Origin of the sequence: Acidilobus saccharovorans 345-15 (genome assembly GCF_000144915.1) — an archaeon.
Lineage (GTDB): Archaea > Thermoproteota > Thermoprotei_A > Sulfolobales > Acidilobaceae > Acidilobus > Acidilobus saccharovorans.
In genome coordinates, this window is sequence record NC_014374.1 from 105615 (window position 1) to 120440 (window position 14826).

Consider the following 14826-nt stretch of genomic DNA (forward strand, 5'->3'; position numbering starts at 1 on the left):
TCACAGAACTGCAGGTGAGGCGCTCAAAGTTGGTTATGCTAGAGATCAGGTGGCACGGCAGGGGAGGACAGGGAGCTGTAACGGCGAGCGAGGTCATAGCGTCGGCGTCAATCATTGAGGGCAAGTACGCGCTGGCGTTCCCTGAGTTCGGCGCTGAGAGGAGAGGGGCGCCCGTGAGGGCCTACACCAGGGTAACTGACAGCCCCCTCATACCCAGGACCCCCATAGAGCACCCTGACGTGGTGGTCGTGCTCGACAGGAGCCTGCTCAAGCCCTCCTACATAGAGGGCCTGAAGGACGGGGGCATCCTGGTGGCCAACAGCCCCCTCAAGCCGGACGAGCTCCTCCAGAAGCTCGGCTTCGCCAACAGGTACAGGGCCGCAACGGTCGACGCTACATCGGTGGCCATGAAGTGGCTGAAGGCCAACATAGTTAACACGGCAATACTGGGGGCGCTGGTCAAGTCAACGGAGATAGTAAAGTTAGACACCGTGTTAGACGTAATAAGGTCCAGGTTCCATGGTAAGATTGCGGAGGCGAACGTGATGGCAGTCAAGGAGGCCTACGACCTGACCCAGCTCTCGTGGAGGTGAGCAGGATGTCCGTGAGGTTGCCAGGCTGGAAGGAGATGGCGATCGGCGGCATAATAGTGAACCCTGGGAACAGCCTCGAGTACAAGACGGGCGACTGGAAGGTCCTCATGCCCGTGATAGACCAGGACAAGTGCATAAGGTGCAGGATCTGCTGGTACGTCTGCCCCGACAACGCCATAAAGGAGCTCGACAAGCCCCACACAACTAAGGCCAAGAGGGTCTACAAGATAAGCTATGACGTTGACTATGACTACTGCAAGGGGTGCGGCATGTGCGCCCAGGAGTGCCCAGTTAAGGCGATCGACATGGTTCCTGTGGAGGTGAGCTGAGGTGCAGGCACAGGTCCAGTACAAGAGGCCCATACCCCTGAGCACTAACTACGCGGTGGCCCACGCGGCCAAGGACTTAGACGTTGACGTCATAGCGGCCTACCCTATAACCCCGCAGACCACGGTGGTCGAGAAGCTCTCAGAGTTCGTCGCCAACGGCGAGCTTGACGCTGAGTTCATACACGTGGAAAGCGAGCACAGCGCCCTTAGCGCCACCCTGGCCGCCTCGCTGGCGGGCGCGAGGGCCTTCACCGCCACGGCCAGCCAGGGACTGGCATTCATGCACGAGATGCTTCACGTGGCCTCTGGCCTGAGGGCCCCCATAGTCATGAGCGTAGCCATGAGGGCCCTCAGCGCACCGATAAGCATATGGAACGACCAGACGGACCTGTTCAACGCGAGGGACGCCGGCTGGATAATCTACTTCGTCCACACTGCCCAGGAGGCCTACGACACCATAATACAGGCCTACAGGCTCGCCGAGGACAGGGACGTGCTGCTGCCCGTCATGGTGGGCTATGACGGCTACGTCATGAGCCACACCACAGAGCCCGTGGTGGTCGAGGACAGGGAGTCCGTGCTCAAGTTCGCGCCCAAGAGGCCCTACCCGTACAGGCTTGACCCGGACCACCCGGTGACCATAGGACCCATAGTGCCGCCTGAGTACTACTATGAGATAAAGTACCAGCAGGTCAAGGCCATGGAGGGGGTGCCGGAGAAGGCTGAGGAGATAGACAGGGAGTTCGGCAAGACCTTCGGCAGGAGCTACGGCATCATGGAGTGCTACATGTGCGACGGAGCTGAGGCGCTAATAGTTGCTAACGCCAGCTACGCCGCCACCATGAAGAGCGTGCTGCCGGACGCCTGGAAGCAGGGACTCAAGGTAGGCCTGCTGAGGCTCAGGCTCTACAGGCCGTTCCCAGTCAAGCACTTCGTCAACTACACGTCCAACGTGAAGAGCGTGCTTGTAATAGACAGGGCCATAAGCTACGGCGCGCCCTACCAGGGGCCTCTGGCCAACGAGATAGCCGGCCTCAAGGTCAGGGAGGACCTCGGCTTCAACCTGACCAGCGTCGTGGCAGGCATAGGGCAGAGGGCCATGGAGAACGAGGACTTCTTGGCTATTGCTCGCCTGGCCTGGGAGGCCAGGACGAGGAAGTACCCTGAGACCATATTCTATGGGGTGAGGGAGTGATGGCGGAGCAGGCTAAGAAGCTTCCCAGGATAAAGAGCCTGTTCGACCTGCCCAGGGACGAGTACTTCCTGAGCGGTCACGGCCTCTGCGCAGGGTGCACGGCTGGCACGATAATGAGGATGCTGACCAAGGTGGCGGGCAAGGACGCAATAATAGTGAACGCCACCGGCTGCGTCGAGGTCTCAACGACCAGGTACCCGTACTCCAACTGGTTGGTGCCGTGGTTCCACTCCGCCTTCGAGAACGCGGGCGCCAGCGCTGGAGGAATAGCCAGGGCCATCGAGGTGATGAAGAGGAAGGGCATGATACCCAAGGACAAGCAGGTCAAGGTGATAGCGGTCGGCGGCGACGGCGGCACCGTTGACATAGGCCTGCAGAGCCTGAGCGGCATGCTGGAGAGGAGGGACCCAGTAATGTACGTGCTCTACGACAACGAGGCCTACATGAACACCGGCATACAGAGGAGCGGCGCGACGCCGTTCCACGCGTGGACTACAACGACGCCTGCAGGCAAGGTGTGGAGGGGCGAGTGGAGGACCAAGAAGGACATAGCTATGATAGTCGCCGCCCACAGGATACCCTACGTGGCTACTGCCAACCCTGCCTACCCGCAGGACATGATAAACAAGTTCATAAGGGGCCTGGAGGTCCTCGACGAGGGACCGTCGTTCATACACGTGCTGATGGCATGCACAACAGGCTGGAGGTTCGACCCCGCCCTCGGAATAACCATATCAAGGCTTGCCACTGAAACCGGCGTGTTCCCGCTCTATGAGATTGACCACGGCAACTTCAGGGTCACGTTCCCGATAGCCAAGAGGAAGCCGGTGTCGGAGTACCTTAAGCTGCAGGGCAGGTTCGCCCACCTGACGCCCGCCGAGATAGAGGAGGTACAGAAGCTCGTTGATGAGAGGGTGGCCGAGATAAACAAGCTGGCCGGAAAGGAGGTAATAGGTCCAGTAGTTAAGTCCTGATAGCCTTCAGTTCCCTTTTAACTTACCCGTAACATTGTTTTTGTTAATTGTATACAGTAACGGCCAGGCCACTCAGTAGGAAAGCTTAAATATCCTTTCCTGTGGCCAAGCCTCAGGCGACCCACCTTTGTGGTGGAGGCTCATAGGCCCGTCATCGGGCCTGGAGGAATCTCAGGCTTAACTTCATGGCTTTTTGGTAGTGCTCATTATAGTTCCTTTATGAAGCGCGGGGTGAGGCCGCTTGGCTGACCGCGGCATTATAGAGGAGGACAGGAAGCTCAGCCGCTCCCTGGGCCTCTGGCACTACGTGGCAATAAACATAGGCGCAATAATAGGCTCCGGCTGGCTCCTCGCGCCCCTTGGAGCTTCCGCCTTCAACGGGCCCCTCTCGGTGGCCTCGTGGGTGGTGGCGGCCGCCCTCGTGGCCTTCATGGCAATTGCCTACGCCTACCTGGCCTCGGCGGCGCCAAGGACCGGTGCCGTGGTCAGGTACCCGCAGATGGCCCACGGGGACCTCGTGGGGTTCTCTACAGGCGCGCTCTACCTGCTCTCAATATCGTCGCTGCTTCCAGCTGAGGCGGTGGCAACGGTCTACTACGCAAGCTATTACGTGCCAGGGCTCGTCAAGAGCGCCACGGTGCTCGGGCAGCAGCTGACGGTGCTGACCCCCAAGGGGCTCCTCCTGGCGCTGGCGATAGTGATTGTAATCTTCGTCATTAACTACTTCGGGGTTTCGCTCGTGGGCAACGTGAGCCTCGCCCTGATGGTCTGGAAAATAGCGGTCCCCCTGACAGTGATAGCCGCCCTGCTGGCCCTCGCCTTTAACCCGCACAACTTCGCCCTTGCCGTTAGCACCCAGGCCTCCGGCGAGGGGCTCTCGAGCGCAGCAGCCATATTTGCAGCCATACCAGTAACAGGCATAGCTTACGCCCTGCTGGGCTTCAGGCAGGCGGTTGAGTACAGCGGCGAGGGCAGGAAGGCCTCCAGCGACGTCCCTAAGGCGGTCATACTCTCGGTGGCGTTAACGGCGATCATATTCATACTGCTTCAGGTGGCCTTCATAGGGGGCCTCAGGTGGTCTAGCATAGAGGTTAACGAGACCGTCAGGCTCAGCAACGGAACCGTAGTGAGGCGCCTCGAGCCCGTGACCCCGGGCAACTGGAGCGCCCTGGCCGTGTCAAACATAGCCGCGGCCCCGCTGGCCAGCGAGCTGGCCATTGTGGGCCTCGGGGTGCTCAGCATAGTCATGATAATAGACGCCTGGGTCTCGCCCCTGGGCAACGCAGTAGTGCAGATGGGCAACCTGGGCAGGATAGTCTACGGCATGGCAGCCAACGGGCACCTGCCCCGCAGGCTGAGCGGCCTCAACAGGTACGCAGTGCCTGGCCTTGGACTTATAGTGGCCCTAGCGCTTGGCCTCATCTTCCTTCTGCCCTTCCCAAGCTGGTACGCTATAGGAAGCTACGCCGTGCTCACGACCCTGCTGACCTATGTGACTGGAGGGACAGCCCTAGGCGCCTTCACGGCCAGGAGCAGGTCAGTTAAGCTGCTTATGGCGGGCGCGCTGGGCGCCGTAGGGGCCTCGCTGATAGCCTACTGGGCCGGCATGATACCCATGATACCGGTGTTCATAACGTTCATATCAGCCCTGGCGGCGTTCATGATAATAAGGGCCTTCTCTTCGCGCACCTCAATGTTAGCGGTGGCCCTGCCCTACGCGGCCGCCGTAGCGTTCTCAGACTACATACTTGCGGTCAAGGTGTTCTACCCGCTAAGCTCAGGGATAAGCGTCCCTGAGCAGGCGGTGGTGCGCTACCTGGCCCTTGCCATGCTGCTCTCCGTGCTTTCCACCGCGGCCGCGCTGGCCGCCGGCTACCTCATTGACAGGGGCCTCAGGCCCTCAATCAGGGGCGGCGCGTGGTACGTGGGGCTTGTGACGTCAATAATGCTGGTTGACATACTAGGCCCCTACGGCCTCTCCTCGGTGTACGGGGGCGACCCGCCCATACCGTTCCCCTTCGACCTCGTTGCCGTGGCGGCGGTGACGCTGGTCGCCTACTTCGTCTCAGTGCTGACCGCGCCCAAGGAGTCCTAGCCAACATTGACCCTTATCGGTAGAACCTCCTCCGCCTTTTCTTCAGAAGCAACTGGTGGGCCCGGGGGGATTTGAACCCCCGACCACAGGGACCCGAGTCGGGCGCCAAGTCCTCGGCATTGGCGTACCCCGCATCCTGCCAGACTGGACTACGGGCCCACCAAGGGAAAAGACGGGGACAAGATATATAAGCTTGAAACCGGCGCCGGCCAACTAACTACGCCGTGAGGTCAGCCCCCCTGGACCAGCTTAGCGCTTACCATGGGGAACGGCAGGACCTCCTTTATGCTGCTCACGCCTGTGAACATCATGACGAGCCTGTCGATGCCCACGCCCAGGCCGCCGGTGGGGGGCATGCCGTAGCTGAGGGCCCTGACGAAGTCGACGTCGTAGGGGTGCGCCTCCAGGTCGCCCCTCTTCCTCATCTCCTGCTCCTCCTTGAAGAGCCTGTCCTGGAGCACGGGGTCATTTAGCTCCGTGTAGGCGTTTGCCAGCTCCACGCCAGCCACGTAGAGCTCGAACCTCTCGACGAGCCCCGGTTTCGACCTGTGGGGCTTGCAGAGCGGGGTGGTCTCAATGGGGTAGTCCAGCACGAACGTGGGCTGTATAAGCTTGGGCGTGACTAGCTTGTCGAACAGCTTCTCTACCATAAGGCCCCTTGAGTACACCCCTCCCCTGGGCACCAGGCCCATCTGGTCGAGCATCCTCTTCATCTCGTCGTCGCTCACCTCCTCTATGTTCTTGCCCAGAGCCTCCGAGAGGAGGTCGAACATTGTCTCCCTCCTGAACCTCTGGCCCACGTCTACCTCGGCCACGCTGCCGTCAGGCATGGGTATCCTCAGCTGGGTGGTCCCGAGCACCTTGGCTGCCACCGTCCTTATCATGTCCTCGGTCAGGTCCATTATGTCGTTGTAGTCTGCGTAGGCCCAGTACAGCTCCATCATGGTGAACTCCGGGTTGTGGGTGACGTCTATGTCCTCGTTCCTGAACACCTTCCCTATCTCAAAGACCTTGTCAAAGCCTCCCACTATGAACCTCTTGAGGTAGAGCTCCAGCGATATCCTGAGGTACCAGTCCTCGTCAAGGGCGTTCACGTGGGTCATGAAGGGCTTAGCCAGGGCGCCGCCGTAGACCGGCTGGAGCACGGGCGTCTCGACCTCAACGAAGCCCTTGGAGTAGAGGTACTGCCTGATCTCCTTAATCGTGTTAAACCTCACCTCCATGGCCCTCCTGGCCTGGTCGTTGTAAAGGAAGTCAACGTACCTGTGGGCGTACCTGAACTCCGGGCTCAGCTTGGTCCAGTCAGGCGGCTCTATCAGCGCCTTGGCCAGCAGCTGGTAGTCCTTAACCAGGAGCGACAGCTCCCCCTTCATGGTGTAGAAGAGGTCCCCCCTGACCCCAATTATGTCGCCCCTTCCCACATAATAGAGGAACTCCTTGTACCTGTCCCCGAGCTCGTTAACTCTCAGGTAAAGCTGCAGCCTCTCGCCCTCGTCAAAGATGTCAACGAAGGACGCCTTGCCGTGCCTCCTTATGTTGGCCACCCTCCCAGCTGTTGAGATGTCCCTGAGGAAGGGCTCGTGAGGCCTGTCGCCCCTTGAGGCCGCCAGGTCCTTTATCTGCCTGATGGTGTGCGTTATGGGGTACTTGTGAGGGTAGGGGTTGACCCCCTTGGACCTCAGCTCCTCGAGCAGCTTGAGCCTCTCCTTGTCCCACTCCACGCTCACGCTTGAGTGCCCCTGAAGCTATACTTTGGCTAACTTTTAAGCGTGAGGCCCCTGCTGAGCTCCCTGAGCCACTCCCTAATCTCAACAAATGCCACGTCAATGAGTGGGCCCAGGGCCCTTGAGCCGCAGGCCTTGGCCGCCTCCTCGGCCTCGCTGACTATCTTGCCCGGGAGGAGCGCGAGGGGGGCTATGCAGTCCGCGCAGCCGTCATTAACCACGGTCAGCCCGCTGAGCGTTATCATAGCCGCTATCCTTCCCACGTCGTCGAGCTGGTCCTCAAGGAACCTCTTGGCCGGCCAGAAGTAGAGCCTGACGCTGGAGCACCCGGCCTCCCTGGCGGCCCTGGCTATCGCTGACGCGGTCAGCTCGGGCGGTATCGTGCCCCTCCACGAGGCCCCTGACCTCGCGGCGACCTCCATGACCTCCCTTGAGTGCCCTCCCCTCATTGGCATCAGGAGGACCACGTTGTCATCAGCTGACGGACTTATTGACGCGGCCTCCGAGACCTTGACGAGGAGGGCGCCCTCTACCTGCCTGACCATCTCTACCAGTTTTGAATTGTCGCCTCCAGGATCATGATAGACTACATAGAGCAAAGCAGGTCAGTCTTTTCAGCTGCAGTATATGTTTAAAATAGACGTGTATATACTAGTTTAGTCTAGTTGGGCCGCAGGCATATGCAAGGCCCTTATTGGGACCTGCCCATAGGAACCCTTGGCGTCGCTCTTGGAGGACCAGGAGAGCCTAGACATAAGCTCGCTGGAGATGTACGGGGTCACATTCAGGGACTCGTGCTTCCTCAGCATCTCCTCGCACGCCGGAAGGCTTGTAGAAAGGGCCTACCAGGAGCTGCTGCCCCTGTCCCGCGGCGTCGTGGTGCTCTCCACGTGCAACCGCTTTGAGGTGTACCTGGACTCGCCCGCCCACGACAGGGCTGACAGCGCAATTAGCGAGATGCTCGGGTGCCACGTCCACCTGACAGGAGTTGACGCGGCCAGGCACCTCCTCCGCGTTGCCTCAGGCCTCGAGTCCGCAATACTTGGCGAGGACGAGGTGCTTGGCCAGGTCAGGGACGCCTGGGTGTACTCCAGGAGGGCCGGGTACAGCAGCGAGCTCCTGGACACGGTGTTCCACAGCGCTATCTCAGCCGGCGCCAGGGTGAGGAGCTCCACTAACATATCAAGGGGCGTCCTCGGGTACCCGAGGGCGGCGGTTGAGGTGGCCGCGGCCAGGCTGGGAGGGCTTGACGGCAGGAGGGTTGCAGTGGTCGGCGCTGGCATGGCAGCGGGCGAGATGCTTCAGCAGGTCTGCTCTAAGTGGAGGCCCTCCTCCCTGGTTATAGCCGACAGGAGCCCTGAGAAGGCCAGGGCCCTGGGAAGCCTCTGCCAGCAGGCCAAAGTTGAGACAGCCACCCTTCAGCAGCTGCCCTCGCTGGCCCCCTTTGACGTGATGCTCGTGGCCATAAAGGGCGGCATGAGGCCTGAGCTTGAGGTGGCGGCGAGGAGGTCAGGCCTCGTCGTGGACATCTCGACTCCTCCGGCGTCGCCCCTCTTCCACGTGGGCATCGATGAAATCAAGGAGTTTGTAAACGCGAACCTCTCCGCGAGGCTCTCGGAGGTCTCCAGGGCCGAGAGCATTATAGAGGAGGAGCTTGAGAGCCTTCAGCAGATGATACTCAGGAAGGCCGTGGACAGGGCAATTTCTTCAATAATGAGGGTCATAAGCGTCATAGTTGACGAGGAGGCTAAGCTGACGGCTAAGAACATAGCTGGGGGCCAGGACCCCTACCAGGCGGTCTTAACGGCGCTGAACAGCACCGTGAAGAAGACCATGTTCCCAATATTCTCATACCTAAGGGAGAGCCCGGAGTCCAGGGCGGAGCTAGCTAAAGAGCTTATGAACAGGTACAACTCTATGATAGGCCTGAGGGGAAGGAGACCTTGACCGGCTTCCCAAGGATAAGGCCGAGGAGGCTGAGGTCCTCCAGCGCCCTCAGGTCGCTAATAGCTGAGGTTGACCTCTCGCCCTCTAGGTTCATAATGCCGCTCTTCGTGGACGAGAACCTGAAGTCGCCGATTCCAACGCCCGGCCTTGAAGGCTACACCACGTACCCGCCTGACTCAAAAGAACTCATAAACCTGGTCAATGCCGCCATGGAGGTCGGCGTAAAGTCGTTCCTGATCTTCGGGGTCCCGTCCACCAAGGACGAGGTGGGCTCAAGGGCCTTCGCTGAGGATGGCCCTGTGCAGAGGGCCCTAAGGACCATAAGGTCCGAGGTGGGCTGGGAGCCCGTGCTCATGACGGACCTCTGCATATGCGAGTACACCTCGCACGGGCACTGCGGAATCCCAGTGAACTCGAGGAGGGGCACAGTAATTGACAATGACTCAACCCTTAAGGTCTACCAGAAGATAGCCGTGTCGCAGGCGCAGGCAGGGGCTGACTTCATAGCCCCCTCAGGCATGATGGACGGCCAGGTCAGGGCCATAAGGGAGGCCCTTGACACCGCGGGCTTCACTGACGTGGGCATAATGGCCTACTCGGCCAAGTACGCGAGCTCCATGTACGGCCCCTTCAGGGAGGCCGTGGACTCGGCCCCGAGGTTCGGCGACAGGAAGAGCTACCAGATGGACCCGCGCAACGCCAGGGAGGCCATAAAGGAGGTCAGGCTGGACCTTGAGGAGGGGGCCGACATAGTTATGGTCAAGCCGGCCCTCATGTACCTCGACGTCATAAGCCTCGTCAAGAGGACCTACCCAGACGTGCCCCTGGCGGCGTATAACGTCAGCGGCGAGTACGCCATGATAAAGGCGGCTGCGAGGCAGGGCCTCATAGACGGCGTTGCTGCCATGATGGAGGCGCTCTACGCCATAAGGAGGGCGGGGGCCGACATGATAATAACTTACTTCGCCCTTGACGCCGCCAGGGCCATAGCCTCTGGCAAGTCCCCCTTCTGATCACCTCACGTTCCTGAACAGCACGTAAAAGGCCGCCGTCGCAGCGCTGTAAAGCGCTGCAGTTATGAAGAACGGCAGCGTCAGGTTTCCCACAGAGTATATGTAGCCGGTAAGCCATGGACCCATGGACCTCGGAAGCCCATCTATCAGGTTGATCAGGCTCGAGCCCCTGGCCCTCTCCTCCTCCGGAACCATGGTGACCACGAGCGACATGAAGAGGGGGTTAGCCATGTTCATAGCGGCGTTGCGGGCCACAAATATTGCCGCGGCCTCGTAGAGGGAGCTCGAGAAGGGCAGGGCTATCAGGAGCGCTATTCCTATGGCGTGAGTTAAAACTATGGCCCTCACCCTGCCCATGGTCTTGGCCAGGGCGGGGGCCCCTATTGACGCTAGGGCCAGCGTCGCGTCGGCCATCATGTAGACGGGGGAGAGCGTTGCAGCCGTGGCGTGAAACCTTAGGTTAAACCAGAGGGACATGAGGGGGAGTATGAGGCCCGCCCCAAGCCCTATCAGGGCGTCCGTTGAGAGCCTGGCTATGTTCCTTATTGAGCCGAGCCTGAGGGTGATCCTGCCCGTGCCCCTGTAGCCCTCCCTCACCGGGGCCACCAGCGCGGCCGTTGCCATCACAGTTAGCGAGTCCGCGAGCATAGTGTTCCTGAGGCCGACGGCCCAAGGCATGGAGGCCCCCACGATAGCGAAGGCCGTTGACAGTGACGACAGCAGGCTCATGTTTCTGTCTATATCCCTTGACTTCTCTGCCATGAGGGCCTGAAGGGAGCCTCCCCCGAGGCCAAAGATGAGGAGGGCGGCCGCCGGCACGCCAAGGAACAGCAGAAGGTATGCGGCAGCCGACACGAGCCTCCCAACTATGAAGAACCTCTTCCTGCCGTAGGCGTCCGCCAGGGCGGACACCAGGAGGCCCGTCGTGGAGCCCACCAGGACGTAGCCACCGACCAGGAGGCCCACCTGAAACGAGTCAAGCCCGAGCGACTTCAGGTAGAGGGGGAGGGCCAGCGTCGTTGACCCAAATATTATGCCCGAGAGTGAGCCGGTGAGCACCAGGAGCAGCTCCTCGTGCGTGAGCCTTGGCAGGCGCAGGCGCAATCCCACTGCCTGGGCCTTGAGTAGGAATTTAGCCTTAGCTCAGGGCAGCACCGCCCCCTTGCCGCTGACGGTACAGCACTGGACCTCGTGGCCTGGCGACACTACTGCGCCCAGCTTGACCTTCTCGCCCAGGTACTCTGCGAGCCACCTGAGCCTCTCCGGCAGCCTCTCAGGGTAGCCGTCGACCAGGTGGGCCCCAGGGCCTACCACCGCGCCCTCGCCGACCACGGAGCCCCTGACCTCGGACAGGGCCCCTACCCTCACGCCGACGCCAACATAGCTCCTGTCAACAATGGCGTTCTCTTCTATCACCGAGCCCTGCTCTATAGAGGAGAAGCCCTCCACCACGGCGCCGCTCATGACCCTCACGTCCCTGCCTATGTAGGCGGGCCCCTTCACCACTGCCCCGTCCTCTATCACGGCGCCCTCGTCAACTATCACGTTATCGCCCACTACGGCCGACCTTGAAACCCTGGCGCCTCTGGCTATCCTGGTCCCAGCGCCGTCGAGCAGCATGTTTATAGCCTCAAGTATGTCCCAGGGGTAGCCTATCTCAACCCACCTGCCGGGCCACTGGACCCCTCCCAGCACGCCCTGCTTTGCCATGGACTTCATGGACTCAGCGAAGGGCCTCCTTGAAGCTTCCTCCAGCTCCTCCACGCCGCTGACCATGACGCCGCCGAAGACGTATCCCCTCCCCATGCCCCACCTGTTGGCCTCCTGCGACTCCCACATGAAGTCCCTCACGGCGCCCCTGTAGTCAACTGTCACGAAGCCGTAGGTCTCTAGCCCCGTGGCAGCCGAGGCCAGCGCAAGGACTACCGGGAAGCCGCTGGTCTGGTAATACTCCACCGCGAGCTTTGCTATGGTGTTTGGGCTCGCCAGGAAGCCGGTGTAGACGACTATGGCCTCCCTCTCCTTTGAGGAGACCGCCTCCTCGTAGGCAGTCCTCAGGGCCCCCTGAATGTCAAGGCCCCTCTGCTCAACTACCCTGACGCCCTCGCGGCCCGCGGAGGCCATGCCAGAGAAGCCCTGGGTTGCAATTATTACAACGTCGTCTACGCCCGCCTCCCTCAGCATGTCTAGGCTGTAGTCTATCAGCTGCCTCCCCAGCAGCTGCATGAAGGGCTTCGGAGTCCTGGAAGTTAAGGGCAGGAGCCTCTTGCCGTAGCCCCCGGCTAGGACAAACCCTATCATGGCCATCACTCCACCGTGACGGTCTTGGCCAGGTTCCTCGGCTTGTCAGGGTTGTAGCCCCTGCTGACCGCTACCCTGTAGGAGAGCAGCTGGAACAGCGGGGTCAGTATGAAGGGCTCCAGCTCCAGCACCCCAGACGATGGAGGCATGTCAATCCTAGTTATGGACTCGCGCCCCTCGAGCTCAAGTCCAAGGTCCGCCGGCTTCACGACGTAGACCCTCGCCCCCCTGGCCGCCATCTCAACGGCGTTGCCCGCCACCTCCCTGGCGTCTGAGGTGGCAACTATGAATACGGGGAAGCCCCTCTCCACCAAGGCTATGGGGCCGTGCTTGCTCTCGCCCGCCGGGTAGGCCTCGGCGTGCACGTAGGCTATCTCCTTTACCTTGAGCGCGCCCTCCCTGGCTATGGCGGCCCCGAGCCCCCTGCCCAGTATGTAGGCGCTCCCCGAGAGCCCCTTGGAGAGGGCCGTGGCGACGGGGTCTGAGGCCTCGAGCGTGTTAGCCAAGACCTGCGGCACCTCCCTGAGGGCCCTGAGCAGCTCGTTAGCCTCGGAGGGCCTGAGCCTCCCCGAGGCCTCCCCGGCCCTTATTGAGAGGAGCTCGAGTAACATCACCTGCGACAGGAACGTCTTGGTGGCCGCTACGCCTATCTCCGGGCCAGCCCTGGTGTAGAGCCTGAGCTGGGACTCCCTGTCAAGGGCGCTGCCGAGCACGTTGGTCACGCCAACCACCGCGGCCCCCCTCTCCTTGGCCTTCCTCACCGCCTCAAGAGTGTCGTAAGTCTCGCCGCTCTGGCTCACGGCTATGACCAGGTCCCCGCCGTCTATGCTGTCAACCAGGTAGGGCAGCTCTGAGGAGATTATGGTGTGGGCCAGAATTCCAGCCCTCCTTGCCAGCAGGGAGGAGAACACGAGCCCTGCGTGATAGCTCGTCCCGGCGGCAACCACTATCACCTTGTTGGCGCTCAATATGGCGGAGCTCACCCTCCCGAGCGCTGGGTCCTCAACGTTCCCCTCGTAGGTGTCCCTGACGGCCTGGGGCTGCTCGTAAATCTCCTTTATCATGAAGTGCGGATACCCTCCCTTGCTGGCCGCCTCAGGGCTTATGTCAACGTGTCTAACCCTTGACCTTACCTCCTCGTCGCTGAGCCTCTCGTAGCCTGAAGGCGTTAGCCTGTAGATGACGACCTCCCTCGGCGTGACGTAGCCGAACTCGCCGTCCTCGAGGAAGACTATGTCCCTGGTGATGTCCAGCAGCGCAGGCACGTCGCTTGCCACGGCCTTCACCTTATCGCCCACCCCCACCAAGAGGGGGCTCCTGTTCTTGGCGAAGTAGACCCTGTCGGGCTCCCTTGAGTTCACTATGGCAAAGGCGTAGGTGCCCTCAACCCTGCTCAGGGCCTGGGCCAGCGCTGAGACGAAGTCCTTGCCCTCCTTCACCCCCTCCTCTATAAGGTGCGCCACCAGCTCCGTGTCGGTGTCGCTCCTTATCCTGTGCCCCCTCGCCAGGAGCTCCTCCTTGAGGGAGGCGTAGTTCCTTATGACGCCGTTGTGAACTATCGCTATAGTTCCTGTGCAGTCAGTGTGGGGGTGAGCGTTGACGTCGTTTGGCGGTCCATGGGTTGCCCACCTCGTGTGGCCTATGCCCGTGAGCCCCCTCATCTCATCAAGGGAGAGCCTCCTCCTAACGACCTCCAGCTCGCCGGCCCCCTTCCTCACGGCCAGTTCGTTGTTGCCGACAACCGCTATGCCGACGCTGTCGTAGCCCCTGTACTCAAGCCTCTGGAGGCCCCTTATTATGAGAGGCACGACATCAGAGCAGTTGGCCGTGGCGCCTATTATGCCGCACAAGGGCTAGCCCTGCTCCTTAAAAATGACGTGGACTAATAAGTTCTCCTCCTCTGCGAGGACCGCATATAAACGCTGGGGTCACTGGACCGTTGGGATGAGGACACCACGGGGCTGAGCTGGGCGATGATGTAACCTGTCTCAGCCGACCTCCGAGAAGCTCAACTGGCTAACAGTTAAAGCCCTCCCAGGGCCTACAGTTTAAAAGGTGTGCACCTGGTTGGCTAAGGAATACGTGCTCCGTGAAGGAGCCCAGTTCCGGCTCTTCAGTGAGGCCTTTAAGGAGGGTGAAGTCATACCCGTCAAGTACACCTGTGACGGTGAGGATATAAGCCCGCCGCTCAGCTGGTCCTCGCCGCCGCAGGGCACCAAAAGCCTTGCCCTAATAATGTATGACCCGGACGCCCCCGCCAACACCTTCATACACTGGGTCATCTACAACATGCCTCCAACGCTGGCAAGGCTGGAGGAGGGCGTAGGCTCAAGCGGCGCGAGGGAGATCCCAGGGGTGGGGGTCCAGGGCCTTAACGACTTTGGCGACGTGGGCTACGGCGGCCCATGCCCTCCCAGGGGGCACGGGCCTCACAGGTATTACTTCGCCCTCCACGCGCTGTCGGCGCAGCTCACGTTAAGATCGCCTGTGACCGCGTCGTCCCTTCTGAACGCCATGAGGGGCAAGGTGCTCGGCTACTCCCTGCTCATGGGCAGGTACTCGAGGCAGTGAGCCTTGAAGGCTTACTTTTCTGTCAAGAAACTTATTAAGCTCTCTCAAGCTTACTTAAAATTAGTGGACTTCACCGAACAGCTA

Annotated in this window: 13 protein-coding genes and 1 tRNA gene; 8 read left to right on the forward strand and 6 right to left on the reverse strand. The window is 60.8% G+C overall.

Annotated features, from left to right (window positions below; translation table 11 throughout):
* Nucleotides 1-35 precede the first annotated feature (35 nt).
* The 5 genes from ASAC_RS00470 to ASAC_RS00490 all read left to right on the forward strand — a co-directional run bounded on the left by ASAC_RS00470 (nucleotide 36) and on the right by ASAC_RS00490 (nucleotide 5186).
* Nucleotides 36-593, forward strand: coding sequence for a 2-oxoacid:acceptor oxidoreductase family protein (locus tag ASAC_RS00470; RefSeq protein ID WP_048812920.1), 558 nt, complete (start codon nucleotides 36-38; stop codon nucleotides 591-593).
* A gap of 5 nt (nucleotides 594-598) precedes the next feature.
* Nucleotides 599-922, forward strand: coding sequence for a 4Fe-4S binding protein (locus tag ASAC_RS00475; protein ID WP_048812921.1), 324 nt, complete (start codon nucleotides 599-601; stop codon nucleotides 920-922).
* 1 nt (nucleotide 923) lies between these two features.
* On the forward strand, nucleotides 924-2117 hold the full coding sequence (locus tag ASAC_RS00480; RefSeq protein ID WP_013266018.1) for a pyruvate:ferredoxin oxidoreductase (POR), subunit alpha: 1194 nt from the start codon (nucleotides 924-926) through the stop codon (nucleotides 2115-2117).
* Nucleotides 2117-3091, forward strand: coding sequence for a thiamine pyrophosphate-dependent enzyme (locus tag ASAC_RS00485; RefSeq protein ID WP_013266019.1), 975 nt, complete (start codon nucleotides 2117-2119; stop codon nucleotides 3089-3091). Before ASAC_RS00480 ends, ASAC_RS00485 begins: the two co-directional genes overlap by 1 nt.
* 241 nt (nucleotides 3092-3332) lie before the next feature.
* Nucleotides 3333-5186 (forward strand): APC family permease, encoded by a 1854-nt coding sequence (locus ASAC_RS00490; RefSeq protein WP_013266020.1) that lies wholly within the window; start codon nucleotides 3333-3335, stop codon nucleotides 5184-5186.
* A gap of 53 nt (nucleotides 5187-5239) precedes the next feature.
* On the opposite strand, the gene ASAC_RS00495 is transcribed toward ASAC_RS00490, so the two are convergent.
* The 3 genes from ASAC_RS00495 to ASAC_RS00505 form a co-directional block, all read right to left on the reverse strand.
* Nucleotides 5240-5345, reverse strand: a tRNA-Pro gene (locus ASAC_RS00495).
* 71 nt (nucleotides 5346-5416) lie between these two features.
* Nucleotides 5417-6907 (reverse strand): lysine--tRNA ligase, encoded by a 1491-nt coding sequence (lysS, locus tag ASAC_RS00500; protein ID WP_048812922.1) that lies wholly within the window; start codon nucleotides 6905-6907, stop codon nucleotides 5417-5419.
* Between the two features lie 35 nt (nucleotides 6908-6942).
* A complete protein-coding gene (locus ASAC_RS00505; RefSeq protein ID WP_048812692.1) occupies nucleotides 6943-7455 on the reverse strand; it encodes a hypothetical protein in 513 nt (170 codons plus the stop codon).
* A gap of 184 nt (nucleotides 7456-7639) precedes the next feature.
* Between ASAC_RS00505 and ASAC_RS00510 the strand changes: the two genes are divergently transcribed.
* Both ASAC_RS00510 and hemB read left to right on the forward strand, forming a co-directional pair.
* Nucleotides 7640-8857 (forward strand): glutamyl-tRNA reductase, encoded by a 1218-nt coding sequence (locus ASAC_RS00510; RefSeq protein WP_148217072.1) that lies wholly within the window; start codon nucleotides 7640-7642, stop codon nucleotides 8855-8857.
* Nucleotides 8854-9870 carry a porphobilinogen synthase gene (gene hemB, locus ASAC_RS00515; RefSeq protein WP_013266024.1) on the forward strand — a complete coding sequence of 339 codons (1017 nt, stop codon included), beginning with the start codon at nucleotides 8854-8856 and terminating at the stop codon, nucleotides 9868-9870. Before ASAC_RS00510 ends, hemB begins: the two co-directional genes overlap by 4 nt.
* On the opposite strand, the gene ASAC_RS00520 is transcribed toward hemB, so the two are convergent.
* Genes ASAC_RS00520 through glmS form a run of 3 tightly spaced genes read right to left on the reverse strand, consistent with a single transcriptional unit; the run spans nucleotide 9871 to nucleotide 14021 of the window.
* On the reverse strand, nucleotides 9871-10974 hold the full coding sequence (locus ASAC_RS00520) for an MFS transporter (protein ID WP_013266025.1): 1104 nt from the start codon (nucleotides 10972-10974) through the stop codon (nucleotides 9871-9873). It abuts the gene before it with no gap.
* Between the two features lie 39 nt (nucleotides 10975-11013).
* A complete protein-coding gene (locus ASAC_RS00525; RefSeq protein ID WP_013266026.1) occupies nucleotides 11014-12177 on the reverse strand; it encodes a nucleotidyltransferase family protein in 1164 nt (387 codons plus the stop codon).
* Entirely contained in the window at nucleotides 12177-14021 is a 1845-nt protein-coding gene (glmS, locus tag ASAC_RS00530; protein ID WP_013266027.1) for a glutamine--fructose-6-phosphate transaminase (isomerizing), read from the reverse strand. The genes ASAC_RS00525 and glmS overlap by 1 nt, the downstream gene beginning before the upstream one ends.
* Before the next feature lie 217 nt (nucleotides 14022-14238).
* On the opposite strand from glmS, the gene ASAC_RS00535 reads away from it, so the two are divergent.
* On the forward strand, nucleotides 14239-14742 hold the full coding sequence (locus ASAC_RS00535; protein WP_238523614.1) for a YbhB/YbcL family Raf kinase inhibitor-like protein: 504 nt from the start codon (nucleotides 14239-14241) through the stop codon (nucleotides 14740-14742).
* Nucleotides 14743-14826 lie beyond the last annotated feature (84 nt).

Bases quoted from the DNA above. Each gene is read 5' to 3' on its own strand.
- ASAC_RS00475 (WP_048812921.1), top strand. From the start codon at position 599: ATGTCCGTGAGGTTGCCAGGCTGGAAGGAGATGGCGATCGGCGGCATA.
- ASAC_RS00505 (WP_048812692.1), bottom strand. From the start codon at position 7,455: ATGGTCAGGCAGGTAGAGGGCGCCCTCCTCGTCAAGGTCTCGGAGGCC.
- ASAC_RS00525 (WP_013266026.1), bottom strand. From the start codon at position 12,177: ATGGCCATGATAGGGTTTGTCCTAGCCGGGGGCTACGGCAAGAGGCTC.
- ASAC_RS00485 (WP_013266019.1), top strand. From the start codon at position 2,117: ATGGCGGAGCAGGCTAAGAAGCTTCCCAGGATAAAGAGCCTGTTCGAC.
- ASAC_RS00470 (WP_048812920.1), top strand. From the start codon at position 36: ATGCTAGAGATCAGGTGGCACGGCAGGGGAGGACAGGGAGCTGTAACG.